Raw genomic sequence first — 13,249 nt, forward strand, 5'->3', positions numbered from 1 at the left:
TGAGCGGTGCGCGTGCGAACCCGCCACGCGGTGCTGCTCAGGCCAGTCGCACGATGGCGACGTCGGCGTCCAGGCGCGAGGTGCCGACGCCGGAGTAGATGCCGCTGATCGGCTTCACGTCGAGGTAGTCACGACCGAAGGCGACGCTGATGTAGCGGTCGTCGGGCTCGACGTTGTTGCAGGGGTCGAAGCCGTGCCAACCGTCGTCCCACCACTCCACCCACGCGTGGGAGTAGCCGTGCACGGTCTCCCCGATGACGGGCTCGGTGTCGGGGTGGAAGTAGCCGGAGACGTAGCGGGCCGGGATCCCGACCGAGCGCAGGCCCCCGACGACGAGGTGCACCATGTCCTGGCACACCCCGGCGCGCTGCTGCCAGGCGGTCGCGGCCAGGCCGCCGACCAGCGTGATGCCGGGCACGAACTCGACCTCGTCGTGCACGAGCGCACACAGGTCGCGGGCGGCGTCGCCGGGCAGCTCGTGATCGGCGGCGACTTGCTTGGCGCGCTGCTCGAAGTCGGCCGGGGCGGCCACCATGGGCGGCGTGCCGAGGAACTCGGTCCAGCGGTCCGCGACCTCGCGCTCGGCGAGGGCCTCCCACGTGAGCGACGCCGGGGGAGCGGGCGTGCGGTTGGTCTGCACCGTCGAGGTGGCGCTGACCGTCATCGCCTCGTGCGGGTCCACGACCTCGAAGGCGGTGACGTGGGTGCCGAAGTAGTCGCGGTACTCGAAGGTCCACGGCTTGGGACTGACCTCGACGCGGCTGTGCACCACGATCTGGTCGACCGTCGTGACGGGCGTGAGGCGGGCCTGGTTGTAGGAGGCCACGGCCTTGCCGTCGTAGTCGTAGGTCGTGGTGTGGTCGACGCGCAGCTGCATGCTCATCGGTGTGCCACCTTTCGGGTGCTCATCAGTTGCTTCCCATGCCGAGCCAGGACTGCGCCTCGGAGCCGGCGAAGAAGCGCCGGGTGACGGCCTCGGTCGCCAGCGCGCAGGTGCGCTGCAGGCGCTCCATCTCGCTGGGGAGGTCGGCCACGACGTCGGACAGCGATCGGTACTCCAGCTCGGCACGCGTGCGGCCGAGCAGCCGCTGGGCGTCGTTCTGGAAGCCGGCTCGCTGGCCCGAGGACTCGAGGTTGTCGAGGCAGACCTCGGCGCGGTTGAGAGAGAAGACGACCGAGCGCGGGAAGAGCCGGTCGAGGAGGAGGAACTCCGCGGCAGCGCGCTCGGTCTCCTGTCCGCGGTAGGTGCGCAGGAAGGCCTCGTAGGCGCCGCAGGCTCGCAGGGTGTTGGTCCACTGAGCCGTGGTGCTGGAGGTGATCGAGGCGGTCGCGACGAGCCGCGAGGTCATGTCGGCCCGCTCGACGCAGCGGCCGAGCATCAGGAACTGCCAGCCCTCGTCGCGCGTCATCGTCGCATCGGCGGTGCCGTTGATCAGCGCGGCGCGCTCGCGCACCCACTGGAAGACGCCCGGAGCGCGCCGGGCACCGAACTGACCGGAGACGATGTCGCGGTTGGCGGTGTTGATGACCTCCCACAGGGGCACCGAGAGCGTCTCGCGGGCGCGTCGAGCACTCTCGCGGGCGGCACCGATCGCGGCCGCGACCGAGACCGGCGAGGTGGGGTCGTAGGCCAGCGTGTTGAGGACGTAGGACAGGTCGACGTGCTCGGGAGTGTCCTCGACGCCCATGATCGACAGCAGGCCGTGGCAGATCTCGTCCTGGTCGAGCGTGGCGTCCTCGAGGATCATCTGGGTCTGGACGTCGAGGATCCGCGCGGTGTCCTCGGCGCGCTCGACGTACCGGCCGATCCAGAACATCGACTCGGCGATGCGGCTCAGCATGGGGTGCCTCCCGTGACGTCCTCACGGCCCGTACGTCGGGCCCGGGCCTGCTGCTGCTGCTCGGCCTGCTCGTGCATCGAGGTGATCGCGGGGCCTGCCGGCGCTGCGGGAGCAGGTGTGCTCGGTGGTGCGGGCTCGACGGGGTCGGGCTCGACGGGTTCGGGCTCGACCAGGTCCTCGAGGACCTCCGGCTCGGGCTCGCGCGCGGCGGCCTCGATCGGCTCCGGCGGCGTGACGGGGCCGGCCAGCACCCAGGTGTCCTTCGACCCGCCCCCGCGGGAGGAGTTCACGATGAGCTCGCCCTTGGCGAGCGCGACCCGGGTCAGACCACCGGGCAGCACCCACACCCGGTTGCCGTCGTTGACGGCGAAGGGGCGCAGGTCCACGTGACGCGGGCCGAGCTCACCGTCGACGAACGTCGGCACGGTGGAGAGCTGGACCACCGGCTGCGCGATCCACGACCGCGGATCCTCGAGCACCTTGACCCGCAGCTCGTCGAGCTCGGCCTTGCTGGCGCGAGGCCCGATCACGATGCCCTTGCCGCCCGAGCCGTCGACGGGCTTGAGGACCAGCTCGTCGAGGCGGTCGAGGACCTCCTCGCGCGCTTCGGCGTCGCCCACGCGCCACGTGTCGACGTTCTTGAGGATCGGCTCCTCGTTGAGGTAGTAGCGGATGATGTCGGGCATGTAGGTGTAGACGAGCTTGTCGTCGGCCACCCCGTTGCCGACCGCGTTGGCGAGCGTGACGTTGCCGGCCCGGGCCGCGTCGATCATCCCCGGGCACCCGAGGATGGAGTCGGCGCGGAAGTGCACCGGGTCGAGGAACTCGTCGTCGATGCGTCGGTAGATCACGTGCACCGGCGCGAGGCCCTGCGTCGTACGCATCATCACGCGTCCGCGGCGACACTCGAGGTCACGACCCTCGACGAGCTCCACGCCCATCGTCCGCGCCAGCAGGGCGTGCTCGAAGTAGGCGCCGTTGTAGACACCCGGTGTGAGGACGACGATGTTCGGGTCGGTGACACCGGCCGGAGCCGCGGCACGCAGCGCGGCCAGGAGGCGCTGTGGGTAGCCCGCGACCGGCCGGATGCGGTGCTCGGCGATCGTCTCGGGCAGTGCCGCGCTGATCGCACGTCGGTTGGTCATCACGTAGGAGACCCCGGACGGCACGCGGACGTTGTCCTCGAGCACCCGGAACTCCCCGGCGTTGTCGCGGATCAGGTCGATGCCCGAGACGTGGACGCGTACGCCGTTGGGCGGGCGCACGTTGGCCGAGGCGCGGTGGTAGTGCGAGGACGTGGTGATGACCCGCCGCGGGATCACCCCGTCGTCGAAGACGCGCCCGGCGTCGTACACGTCGGCCAGGAACAGCTCCAGCGTCTTGACCCGCTGCTGGACCCCGGCCTCCATCGTCGACCAGGTGTCCTGCTCGATGACGCGCGGCAGGATGTCGAGCGGGAACGCCCGCTCCTCGCCGCCGATGTCGAAGGTGACGCCCTGGTCGAGGTAGCTGGCCTGCAGTGCCTCGACGCGACTCACCAGCTCGGGCGTGGTCATCTGCTCCAGAGAGTCACGCAGACGCAGGTAGGGCGGCCTCAGGGTGTCGCCGTCGAACATCTCGTCGTATGCAGGTCCTGTGCCGCCGTAGCCTTGGAACATCGCCATGACCAGACCCTAGTGGTCCGGCCCGAGCCCGGCAGGGGTGGTGGGGTATCTCATCAGGGGTTGGTGAGGATCTCCGCGCCGTCGCGGGTGACCAGGAGTGTGTGCTCGAACTGCGCCGAGCGCCGTCCGTCGGCGGTCACGACGGTCCAGTCGTCGTCCCACATCTCCCACTCCCGGGTGCCGAGGTTGAGCATCGGCTCGATGGTGAACGTCATCCCGACCTCGATCAGGTCGTCGTGGTAGGGGTCGTCGTAGTGGGGCACGATGAGACCGGAGTGGAACGACGTCCCGATGCCGTGGCCGGTGAACTCCTGGACCACGCCGTAGCCGTGCCGCTTGGCGTAGGCCTCGATCACGCGCCCGATGATGTTGATGCGACGACCCGGCTTGACGGCGTTGATGCCGCGCTGGAGGGCCTCGCGGGTGCGCTCGACCAGGAGGCGCGACTCCTCGTCGACGTCGCCGGCGAGGAAGGTCGCGTTCGTGTCGCCGTGGACGCCGTCGAGGTAGGCGGTGATGTCGATGTTGACGATGTCGCCGTCCTCGACGACCCGGCTGTCCGGGATTCCGTGACAGATGACCTCGTTGACGCTCGAGCACAGCGCCTTCGGGAAGGCCCGGTAGCCGAGCGTGGACGGGTAGGCGCCGTGGTCGCAGAGGAACTCGTGGCCGATCCGGTCGAGCTCGTCGGTCGTGATCCCCGGCGCGACGTGCGAGCCGACCAGCTCGCGGGCCTGCGCGGCCAGTCGCCCGGCGACCCGCATCTTCTCGATCGTCCCGGCGTCCTTGACCTCCGGGAGGCCGTCCGGCGTCGGGGAAGGTCGGTCGACGTACTCCGGGCGCGGGATCGAGGCGGGCACCGGACGTCGCGGTGAGACGGTGCCGGCAACGATCCGGCTCGACGTGGAAGGTGCGGGGGAGGTCACGCCCAGAGTGTAGTTTCGGCCCCATGCCCACTGATCCCGAGGCACCCGAGTACTGGTACTGCATCAAGCACTCCCGTGTGGAGGGCCACGACGGTTGCCCCAACAAGGACCGGCTCGGCCCCTACGACACCGAGGCCGAGGCGTCGCGGGCCCTCGAGACCGCCGCGGAGCGCACCGAGGCCTGGGACCACGACCCGCGGTGGAACGACGACGAGCTCGAGGACTGAGCGTGCTCGAGCGCCGGCGCGTCGCCCGGCCGCCGAAGGCGGTCTCGTTCTGGCCGTACGGCGGCATGTGCCTGATGGCGGCCGCCTTCTTCCTGTACGGCGCCAGCGCGCTCGTGGCTCCGTGGTGGGCTGTGGCGCTCCTGCTGTTCGTGTGGCTGCTGATGTTCGTCAAGGCGTGCTCGTGGTGGACGCCTCATCCTCAGCGGATCACGGTGCTGGCCATCGCGGCGATGGTGCTGTGGTTCGTGACGTTGTTCGCCGGGGCGGCCTTCCTCGGCTGGAGCGCCTGAGCCACGGCGTCGCAGGTCCGAGGACCGGCGACGCCGTGGCTACCTGCGGTGGGTGACTAGCGGCGGACCCGCAGCACGAGCTTGTCGCTGGTGGCCGCCTCGTTCTCCGCCGAGGGCACCACGTACAGGGTGAGGACGTGGCGGCCCTTGGCGAGCTTGGGCACGGTGACGCGCTTGCCGGCCCGGTGCCCGATCTTCAGGGTCTTCACGACAGAGGACCCGTCGTAGAGGAGGACGGGAACCCGCCCCTTGACCCCGCTGTCCAGGGTGACGCGCAGCTTCGCCTTCGTGCCGACCTTGACCTTGGACGAGGCGAGGCGGGCGTCGATCGTCGGAGCAGCGGGCGAGACGCGCAGCGACGCGGTGGCCGCACTGCCGGCGACCGTGTCGGACCCGCCGTACGACGCCGTCACGAGGTGGGTGCCCACAGGCGTGCGTCTGGGCAGCGTCACCGTGACGCTGCCGTTGCTCAGCGTGCCCAGCACCGTGGTGCCCGCGACCTCGACCTCGACCTGACCGGTGGCCGTCGGGTCGGCGGCAACCGTCACGGTGGCCGTCACCTGGTCGCGATACCCCGTGGTGGACTGGTCGAGCTCGAGCGAGGTCATCGACTCGGCCGGGCCGGTCCAGTCGAGGGCCGGGGCGTACTCGGTGCGGACGTGGGCGTCGACGAGCTGCTCGAGCGCGTAGCCCATCCCGAGGACCTCGGTGTCGGCCCAGGCGCGACCGACGATCTGGATGTTGTTGGTCTGCCCCTCGGTGTTCAGCCCCACGGGGAGGATGACCGTCGGCAGACCGACGCTCTGGGTGATGACCCCCGAGCTGCGGTCGGCGCTGAAGATCGCCGAGGAAGCGTCGTTGTTGCCCATCGAGGACAAGAACCCGGGGTAGATCACGGCGTCGACGGGCGACTCCGCTGCGGTATCCATCCACTCCGCAGCGTTCACCTTGTACTGGTCGCGACGGGCCAGCAGGTTCTCGACACTGGCGTCGTCCATCGGCTGGGCGGTGTAATTGCCCGACACGTTGTAGGGCAGGTTGAGGGGGTTCTCGAAGAGCTCCTCGGTCGTGTAGGGGAAGGTGCCGGGTCGCTCGACGGCCTGGTACAGCTCCCAGCCTTCGGCGCCGGCGGAGCCGCTGGTCGGGAAGTCGCTGGAGGGCGGGTTCGTCGGTGCGCCCGTGATCGGCACCAGCGTCGCGCCCGCAGCCTCGAAGGCGGCGGTCACCTGGGCGAGCACCGTCGGGCCGGCATCGTCGTCGGCGACCTGGCTCGACTGGAAGGATTCCGGCCGGTAGCCGATGACCTTGCCGCTCAAGGCGCCCGCGTCCAGGGCGCTGTGCCACTCGGCGGGGCGCAGGTCGTTGTCGACCCGGCTGGTCAGGAGGTCGGCGGGGTTGTTGCCGGTGGACCGCGTGGCGGTCGCGTCCAGGATCGAGGCGACGTCGGTCACGCTCTTGGCCATCGGACCCGCGTAGTCGGTGGCCCAGGTGAGCGGCATGACCCCGTCAGTGCTGGTCAGCCCGTCGGTGCCGCGGAAGGTGGTCAGGCCCGCCCCCGTCGAGGGCGCGTAGAGGGAGACGCCGGTCTGGGTGCCCATGGCAGCCGCAGCGAGGTCGGTCGCCACTGCCGTCGCCGACCCGCCGCTGGATCCGAAGGATGTCTTGGACGGGTAGAGGCCGTTCCACGTCTGCATGTAGCCGCTCTCGCTGAACGACCCGGAGTTCGCGAACTCCGACAGGTTGGTCTTGCCGATGATGACGGCGCCGGCCTCGCGGAGCTTGGCGACCTGCCAGGCGTCCGCACCGGGCTCCCACGTCTCGAGGGCGCGCGTGCCGCCGGTGGTGGGCATGTCTGCGGTGTCGTAGATGTCCTTAACGCCCATCGGGATGCCCAGGAGGTCTCCGGTAGCGCCGGCCGCACGCGCGTCATCTGCGGCGCGGGCCTGAGCCAGCGCGGTGTCGGCCACCGTGATGAACGAGTGGAAGCCGTACGAGCCACCGTCGTAGGCGGCGATCCTGTCGAGGTAGGCCCGGGTGACCTGCACCGAGGTCACGGTGCCGGCGCTCAGGTCTGCCTGCAGCTCCGCGATCGTCTTGCCCGTGACGTCGTAGGCGACGTCGGTCGAACCGGGTGTCTCCAGGGCCGCTGCCGGCAGGTCGAGGGGGTCGGTCCCGGCACACGTGGCGGCGTAGTCGGTCAGGTCCCAGTTCTGCAGGGTGCAGATCTCGTCGGGGGTCAGGGTGGAGAAGTCGGGTGCGGCGGCTAGCGCCGACGTGGTGGCGACGATCTGTGACGAGTCTCCTCGTTCGCCCGTCAGCACGAAGTGCATCAGCGAGACCGTTGCGCCGGGCTCGACCGCAAGGTCGTGGATGAAGCCGATGTCGTTGGCCTGGCTACCTGAGGTCGAGTAGTCGACCTCGAAAGGGTTGGCCTGCTGGTTGCCGAGGGCCTGGACGCCGTCGCCGACCACGACGCCGGAGGGACGGTAGTTGCCACCGGTGGCCGTGGCGACCCAGCTGTCCGTCACGTCGATCGTGGCGTCACCGCTGGAGGAGTCGATGACCGCACCTGCCGTGTTCTCGGCCAGTCCGTAGCCGAGCGAGCCTCCGAAGGAGACGTCCAAGGTGGCCGACGTCGTCCCGGTGTTGGTGAAGGTGTCGAAGAAGCTCGTGGTGCCCGACGCGGTGTCGACGTCGACCTTGCGTGACATCAGCACGTCACCGAGCCGCACGGACCGCGTGGAGCGGAAGCTGCCCTCGCTTCCGGCGGTGAGACCGTAGCCGCGCACCATCTGGTCGTTCATGCGTGGGTCGTCGACACCCTCGGACCCGTCGAGATGGACGAAGACGTTGCCGAACCCCTCCATCCGCGAGTTGCTGATGTTGCGGATCGAGCCGGTGTCGAGACCGGGTCGACGGGCGTCATTGATGTTGATCGATGCGCCGAGATCGGTAGAGACGGTGGTGATGGCCCGGGCGGGGGCCATCGCGACCGTGCTCAGGCAGGCGGCCGCGCTCAGGGAGGCGACGATGGACCCGGCGATCAGGCGCCGGGGAGGAACGAGTGGCATGGGGGACTCTCTTGCTCGTCGATAGGGACGAGCAAGTTCTATGTCTCCCGTGTAGCGGTAAGAGGCCTCTTCATGGCGCGGGAGGTTACGGTTTGGGGCGCGCGTCGAACGATTGTCCGCAGTGACGCCGTGCCGGGTCAGTCGCGCGGCTTGACGCCCAGAGGGAGCGTTGTCTGAAAAGTTGCCAAGAAGGGCATATCGAGACCGTGCGGGTGGTTCCCGCAGGACCGCTTTGGCGATACCTATTGCTCACGCACCCGCGCCTCGACTCCCGCGCCCGAACCCGAAGGACCCACCGGCATGACTGCGACCGCCGCTTCCCACACCGATCTTCTGCAGGCCCGGCTGGGCGACCTGCGCGCCGAGCGCGACGCCGCCCTCACCGAGACCCGCCAGGAGGCCGTCGGCGACATCGTCGACCGGGCCACCAACGTGGAGGCCAGCATCCGCCTCGGCAGCCTCGACGACCGCATCGCTGCCCTCGAGCGCGAGATCGACGAGGCCCGCCGCGTCGAGCACGTCGACGGCGTCGTCACCCTGGGGGACCCGGTGGTCCTGGACCTCGGCGACGGTCCCGAGGCCTTCGTCGTGGGCTCGGTCGAGCAGGTGGCCGCGGGGATCGAGGCCGTGACTCCGACGAGCCCCCTCGGTCAGGCGATCCTGGGTGCCGCCGTGGGCACGACGGTCACCTACGCGCCGCGGCGCGGAGTCTCGCTCAGCGCCACGATCGTCTCCGTCGGCTGACCGGTACGCCGGGTCAGAACGTGTGCTCCGGGCCGGGGAACGTCCCGGCCTTCACGTCGGCGTCGTAGGCGCGCGCGGCCTGGAGCATCACCTCGTGCACGTCGGCGTACTGCTTGACGAAGCGCGCCATCCGGCCCTGACGCAGACCGAAGGCGTCCTGCCAGACGAGCACCTGCCCGTCGCAGCCCGGCCCGGCGCCGATGCCGATCGTGGGGATCACCAGCTCGGAGGTGATCCGCGCGGCGGTCTCACCGGGCACCATCTCCATCACGACGGCGAAGGCGCCGGCCTCTTGGATCGCGAGGGCGTCCTCCAGCACCCGGTCGCCGGTCTCGCCGCGCCCCTGCACCCGGTAGCCGCCGAGGGCGTGCTCCGACTGCGGGGTGAAGCCGATGTGGGCCATCACGGGGATCCCGCCCTGGGCGAGCTTCTGGATCTGCGGGGCCATCTCCACCCCGCCCTCGAGCTTGACGCAGTGCGCGCCGCCCTCCTTCATGAAGCGGGCGGCGGTCAGGTAGGCCTGCTCCGCCGAGGCCTGGTAGCTGCCGAAGGGCAGGTCGCCCACGACGAGGGCCCGGCTCACCGAGCGGCTCACCGCACGGGTCAGGGGGATCAGCTCGTCGACGGTCACCGGCAGGGAGGTCTCGTTGCCGTAGACGTTGTTGCTGGCGCTGTCGCCGACGAGCAGCACCTCGATCCCGGCCTCGTCGAACGTGGCGGCGGCGTACTGCTCGTAGGCGGTGAGCATCGAGAAGCGCTCGCCGCGCTCCTTCATCTCCCGCAGGTGGTGGGTGCGGATCTTCTTGACCGGCTTCGCCGTGTCGGCCTGGGCGCTCGGGCCGGAGCCGTAGGGCGCGGTCTCCTCGGGTGTGCTCATCGTCGAGCTCCTCTCACCTGCTGGTGGGTCGGTCTCGCGGCCGCCTGGTGCGGTCCACGGACGCCGTCCAGGCTAGAGGTCGTGCGACACGCGGAGGGTGTGTCTCCCGTCACCCGGCGTCGCCGGCTCCGGCGATGTTGAACATCCAGTCGATGCCGAACCTGTCGGTGAGCTGGCCGAAGGAGTCGCCCCAGGGCGCCTCCATGAGTGGCTCCTTGACCTGTCCGCCGTCGGCGAGGGCGTCGAACCAGCCCCGCAGGTGGACGTCGTCCTCGTCGCCGCTGATGCTCACCGAGCCGTTGGCGTGGACGTGCTCGCCCATGTCTGCGGCCATCAGCGTCACGGTGTCGGTGATCGCGAGCTGGGAGTGCATGACCAGGTGGTGCTGGTCGGTGGGCATGCCCATGCCGCCCATGTCGGCGAACGTCATCACACTGAGCTCACCGCCGAAGACGGAGGAGTAGAACTCCATGGCGGCGCGGGCCTCGCCGGCGAAGGAGAGGTAGGGGTTGAGGCGGACGGCCATCGGGTGCTCCTGTGTGAGTGGATGGTGGTGATCGGGAGGTGGGTCAGGCTGCGGCGGCTGCGTCGGCGGCGGCCTCGAGGTCGGCGATGACGATGCGCTGCATGCCGAGCATGGCCTGCTGGGCGGCGTTGGCGCGGGTCGGGTCGGGATCGGAGAGGAGCTCGTGCAGGCGGGTGGGGACGATCTGCCAGGACAGCCCGAAGCGGTCCTTGAGCCAGCCGCACTGCGACTCCTGCCCGCCGGCGACGAGCGCGTCCCAGTAGTGGTCGACCTCGGCCTGGTCGCGGCAGCTGATGCTGAACGAGACCGCCTCGGAGAAGGTGAACATCGGGCCGCCGTTGATCGCGCGGAACGTCGTCCCGTCGAGCGTGAACTCGCCGGCCATCACCGTCCCCGGCTCGCCGGGCCCGACGTCGGGGTAGCGGGCGAGGTGGCCGACCGAGGAGTTCGGGAAGATCGAGGTGTAGAACGCCGCTGCCTCCTCGAGCTGGTCGTCGAACCACAGGCACGGGCTGATGCTGGTCACGGGCTGATCCTCTCGTCGTGGATGTGATGAAGACCAGGACCGCGAGGTGAACTCATCGTTCTCGGCGGAAGTCATGCCAACCTTCTCTGCACTCCCCGGCGTTCTACCGGGTGACACGGGGTTGAGACGTGGACGAGCAGGAGTTCACCGCGTGGGCGGCTGGGTGCGAGCGGCAGCTCGTGCGCTCGGCGTACCTGCTCACCGGGGACCTGCACCGCGCCGTCCTGGTGATGCGTCACTTCGACGACCTCGCTGAGCGGGAACCCGCGGAGGTGCTCGGCGTCTCGATCGCCACCGTCAAGAGCCAGAACGCAGCCGCCCTCGCGCGGCTGCGGTTCGACTACACGACCCGGATCGCGTTTGCGCTGGTCCCGCTCTGAGACACTGACCGGGTGGACTTCTACTCCGCCTACGCGCACGGATTCACCCGCCTCGCTGCCTGCACGCTGCCGGTGGCGATCGCCGACCCCGCGACCAACGCCGCCCGCACGATCGAGCAGGCCCGCGCCTGCCACGACGAGGGTGTCGCGGTCGCGGTCTTCCCCGAGCTCGGCCTGAGCGGGTACGCCGTCGACGACCTCTTCTTGCAGGACACGCTGCTGGAGGCGGTCGAGGACGGCCTCGCCGCGATCGTCGAGGCGAGCCGGGACCTGCGGCCGGTCCTGGTCGTGGGGGCGCCGCTGCACCACGACAACCGGCTCTACAACTGTGCGCTCGTCATCCACGCCGGCCAGGTCCTCGGGGTGGCACCGAAGTCCTACCTGCCGACCTACCGCGAGTTCTACGAGCGCCGTTGGTTCGCCCCCGGCGACGACACGGCCGGCTCGGTCATCACCGTCGGCGGGCGACAGGCGCCGTTCGGGCCGGACCTGATCTTCGCCGCGAGCGACCTGCCCGACCTCAAGATCCACGTGGAGGTCTGCGAGGACATGTGGGTGCCGGTGCCGCCGAGTGCCGAGGCTGCGCTGGCGGGAGCGTCGGTGCTGTGCAACCTGTCCGGCAGCCCGATCACCATCGCCCGCGCCGAGGACCGGCAGCTGCTGGCGCGGAGCGCGAGCGCGCGGTGTCAGGCGGCGTACGTCTACGCGGCGGCCGGCCAGGGCGAGTCGACGACCGACCTCAGCTGGGACGGCCAGACGATGATCTACGAGTGCGGCGAGCTGCACGGGGAGGGCGAGCGGTTCCCGACCGGGCCCGTGCGCACGATCGCCGACATCGACCTCGACCGGATCCGCCAGGAGCGGCTGCGGATGGGGACCTTCGACGACAACCGGCGCGCGTCGGGCGTCACCGGCTTCCGCACCGTCGACTTCACCCTCGACCCGCCGACCGGCGACATCGGGCTGCGCCGCCGGGTGGGCCGCTTCCCGTTCGTGCCCGACGACGCGGAGCGCCTGGCGCAGGACTGCTACGAGGCCTACAACATCCAGGTCTCCGGGCTCGAGCAGCGGCTGCGGGCGATGAGCGAGTCCAGCGGTGGCTCGTGGCAGCCGAAGATCATCATCGGCGTCAGCGGCGGCCTCGACTCCACCCATGCCCTGATCGTCGCGGCGAAGGCGATGGACCGGCTCGGGAGACCGCGCACCGACATCCACGCCTTCACGATGCCCGGCTTCGCCACGGGGGAGGAGACGAAGGGCTACGCCACGCGACTGTCCAACAGCCTGGGCGTCACCTTCGAGACCATCGACATCACCGCGGCCTCCGAGCAGCTGCTCGAGGACCTCAACCACCCCTACTCCGAGGGTCGCGACGTCTTCGACGTCACCTTCGAGAACGTCCAGGCCGGCCTGCGCACCGACTATCTCTTCCGCCTGGCCAACCATCGCGGCGGCATCGTGCTCGGCACCGGCGACCTGTCCGAGCTGGCCCTGGGGTGGTGCACCTACGGCGTCGGCGACCAGATGTCGCACTACGCCGTCAACGCCGGGGTGCCGAAGACGCTGATCCAGCACCTGATCCGCTGGGCGATCTCCGCCGACGAGTTCGACGCCGAGACCGACGAGGTGCTCGGCGAGATCCTCGGGGCCGAGATCACCCCGGAGCTGATCCCGACGCGCGAGGACCAGCTCCCGCAGCGCACCGAGGACTCCGTCGGTCCCTACTCGCTGCAGGACTTCACGCTCTACCACGTGCTGCGTCGCGGGCACCGGCCGAGCAAGATCGCCTTCCTCGCCTGGCACGCCTGGCACGACGCCGATGCCGGCGAGTGGCCGACCGGCATGGCCGACGTACGACGCGTCGCGCACGACCTGCCCACGATCCGGCACTGGCTCGACGTCTTCATCCGACGCTTCTTCGCCAGCCAGTTCAAGCGCTCGGCGCTGCCCAACGGACCGAAGGTCAGCCCCGGCGGGACGATGTCGCCGCGCGGCGACTGGCGGATGCCGTCCGATGCGAGTCCCGCCGCGTGGTTGGCCGAGCTGGAGCGCGTGCCGGTCGACTGACACCGGCGCGGCACGGGATCAGCGGCCGTCCCGGCAGGACGATGGGCACGGCGCCGGTCTACCCCAACCAGTCGCCTGACGCGCTGCGTGGGGGGATTCCGGCGCCACGA

The 13,249-nt window shown here is 70.1% G+C and carries 13 protein-coding genes; 5 read left to right on the top strand and 8 right to left on the bottom strand.

What is annotated here, in order from left to right:
• Positions 1–37: 37 nt before the first annotated feature.
• Genes Q1K33_RS01145 through map form a run of 4 tightly spaced genes read right to left on the bottom strand, consistent with a single transcriptional unit; the run spans position 38 to position 4,431 of the window.
• A complete protein-coding gene (locus Q1K33_RS01145; protein ID WP_300399843.1) occupies positions 38–883 on the bottom strand; it encodes a transglutaminase family protein in 846 nt (281 codons plus the stop codon).
• A 25-nt stretch (positions 884–908) separates the two neighbouring features.
• The gene (locus Q1K33_RS01150) at positions 909–1,841 is read right to left on the bottom strand and encodes an alpha-E domain-containing protein (RefSeq protein ID WP_300399844.1); all 933 of its coding nucleotides are present in this window, start codon (positions 1,839–1,841) and stop codon (positions 909–911) included.
• A complete protein-coding gene (locus Q1K33_RS01155) occupies positions 1,835–3,505 on the bottom strand; it encodes a circularly permuted type 2 ATP-grasp protein (protein ID WP_300399845.1) in 1,671 nt (556 codons plus the stop codon). Before Q1K33_RS01155 ends, Q1K33_RS01150 begins: the two co-directional genes overlap by 7 nt.
• A gap of 53 nt (positions 3,506–3,558) precedes the next feature.
• Positions 3,559–4,431 (bottom strand): type I methionyl aminopeptidase, encoded by an 873-nt coding sequence (map, locus tag Q1K33_RS01160; RefSeq protein WP_300399846.1) that lies wholly within the window; start codon positions 4,429–4,431, stop codon positions 3,559–3,561.
• A gap of 23 nt (positions 4,432–4,454) precedes the next feature.
• On the opposite strand from map, the gene Q1K33_RS01165 reads away from it, so the two are divergent.
• Positions 4,455–4,658, top strand: a complete 204-nt coding sequence (locus Q1K33_RS01165; RefSeq protein WP_300399847.1) for a hypothetical protein — start codon at positions 4,455–4,457, stop codon at positions 4,656–4,658.
• A 2-nt stretch (positions 4,659–4,660) separates the two neighbouring features.
• On the top strand, positions 4,661–4,948 hold the full coding sequence (locus Q1K33_RS01170) for a hypothetical protein (protein ID WP_300399848.1): 288 nt from the start codon (positions 4,661–4,663) through the stop codon (positions 4,946–4,948).
• A gap of 56 nt (positions 4,949–5,004) precedes the next feature.
• Here Q1K33_RS01170 and Q1K33_RS01175 read toward each other — a convergent pair whose 3' ends face one another.
• Positions 5,005–8,019, bottom strand: coding sequence for an amidase family protein (locus Q1K33_RS01175; protein ID WP_300399849.1), 3,015 nt, complete (start codon positions 8,017–8,019; stop codon positions 5,005–5,007).
• Positions 8,020–8,319: 300 nt separating this feature from the next.
• Between Q1K33_RS01175 and Q1K33_RS01180 the strand changes: the two genes are divergently transcribed.
• Positions 8,320–8,763, top strand: coding sequence for a GreA/GreB family elongation factor (locus Q1K33_RS01180; protein WP_300399850.1), 444 nt, complete (start codon positions 8,320–8,322; stop codon positions 8,761–8,763).
• Positions 8,764–8,776: 13 nt separating this feature from the next.
• On the opposite strand, the gene panB is transcribed toward Q1K33_RS01180, so the two are convergent.
• The 3 genes from panB to Q1K33_RS01195 form a co-directional block, all read right to left on the bottom strand.
• Positions 8,777–9,640, bottom strand: a complete 864-nt coding sequence (gene panB / locus Q1K33_RS01185; RefSeq protein ID WP_300399851.1) for a 3-methyl-2-oxobutanoate hydroxymethyltransferase — start codon at positions 9,638–9,640, stop codon at positions 8,777–8,779.
• A gap of 109 nt (positions 9,641–9,749) precedes the next feature.
• The gene (locus Q1K33_RS01190; protein WP_300399852.1) at positions 9,750–10,166 is read right to left on the bottom strand and encodes a VOC family protein; all 417 of its coding nucleotides are present in this window, start codon (positions 10,164–10,166) and stop codon (positions 9,750–9,752) included.
• A gap of 43 nt (positions 10,167–10,209) precedes the next feature.
• Positions 10,210–10,692: a VOC family protein gene (locus Q1K33_RS01195; RefSeq protein WP_300399853.1), complete on the bottom strand. Its 483-nt coding sequence runs from the start codon at positions 10,690–10,692 to the stop codon at positions 10,210–10,212.
• Positions 10,693–10,820: 128 nt separating this feature from the next.
• Between Q1K33_RS01195 and Q1K33_RS01200 the strand changes: the two genes are divergently transcribed.
• The gene (locus Q1K33_RS01200; protein ID WP_300399854.1) at positions 10,821–11,072 is read left to right on the top strand and encodes a sigma factor-like helix-turn-helix DNA-binding protein; all 252 of its coding nucleotides are present in this window, start codon (positions 10,821–10,823) and stop codon (positions 11,070–11,072) included.
• Positions 11,073–11,084: 12 nt separating this feature from the next.
• Positions 11,085–13,139 carry an NAD(+) synthase gene (locus Q1K33_RS01205; protein ID WP_300399855.1) on the top strand — a complete coding sequence of 685 codons (2,055 nt, stop codon included), beginning with the start codon at positions 11,085–11,087 and terminating at the stop codon, positions 13,137–13,139.
• The last annotated feature ends 110 nt before the right edge of the window (positions 13,140–13,249 follow it).

It is taken from the genome of Nocardioides sp. (assembly GCF_029937575.1).
GTDB lineage: Bacteria > Actinomycetota > Actinomycetes > Propionibacteriales > Nocardioidaceae > Nocardioides.

Coding starts and splice junctions, on each gene's coding strand:
- Q1K33_RS01150 (WP_300399844.1), bottom strand. CDS start 1,841: ATGCTGAGCCGCATCGCCGAGTCGATGTTCTGGATCGGCCGGTACGTC.
- Q1K33_RS01190 (WP_300399852.1), bottom strand. CDS start 10,166: ATGGCCGTCCGCCTCAACCCCTACCTCTCCTTCGCCGGCGAGGCCCGC.
- Q1K33_RS01175 (WP_300399849.1), bottom strand. CDS start 8,019: ATGCCACTCGTTCCTCCCCGGCGCCTGATCGCCGGGTCCATCGTCGCC.
- Q1K33_RS01155 (WP_300399845.1), bottom strand. CDS start 3,505: ATGGCGATGTTCCAAGGCTACGGCGGCACAGGACCTGCATACGACGAG.
- panB (WP_300399851.1), bottom strand. CDS start 9,640: ATGAGCACACCCGAGGAGACCGCGCCCTACGGCTCCGGCCCGAGCGCC.
- Q1K33_RS01180 (WP_300399850.1), top strand. CDS start 8,320: ATGACTGCGACCGCCGCTTCCCACACCGATCTTCTGCAGGCCCGGCTG.
- Q1K33_RS01165 (WP_300399847.1), top strand. CDS start 4,455: ATGCCCACTGATCCCGAGGCACCCGAGTACTGGTACTGCATCAAGCAC.
- Q1K33_RS01145 (WP_300399843.1), bottom strand. CDS start 883: ATGAGCATGCAGCTGCGCGTCGACCACACCACGACCTACGACTACGAC.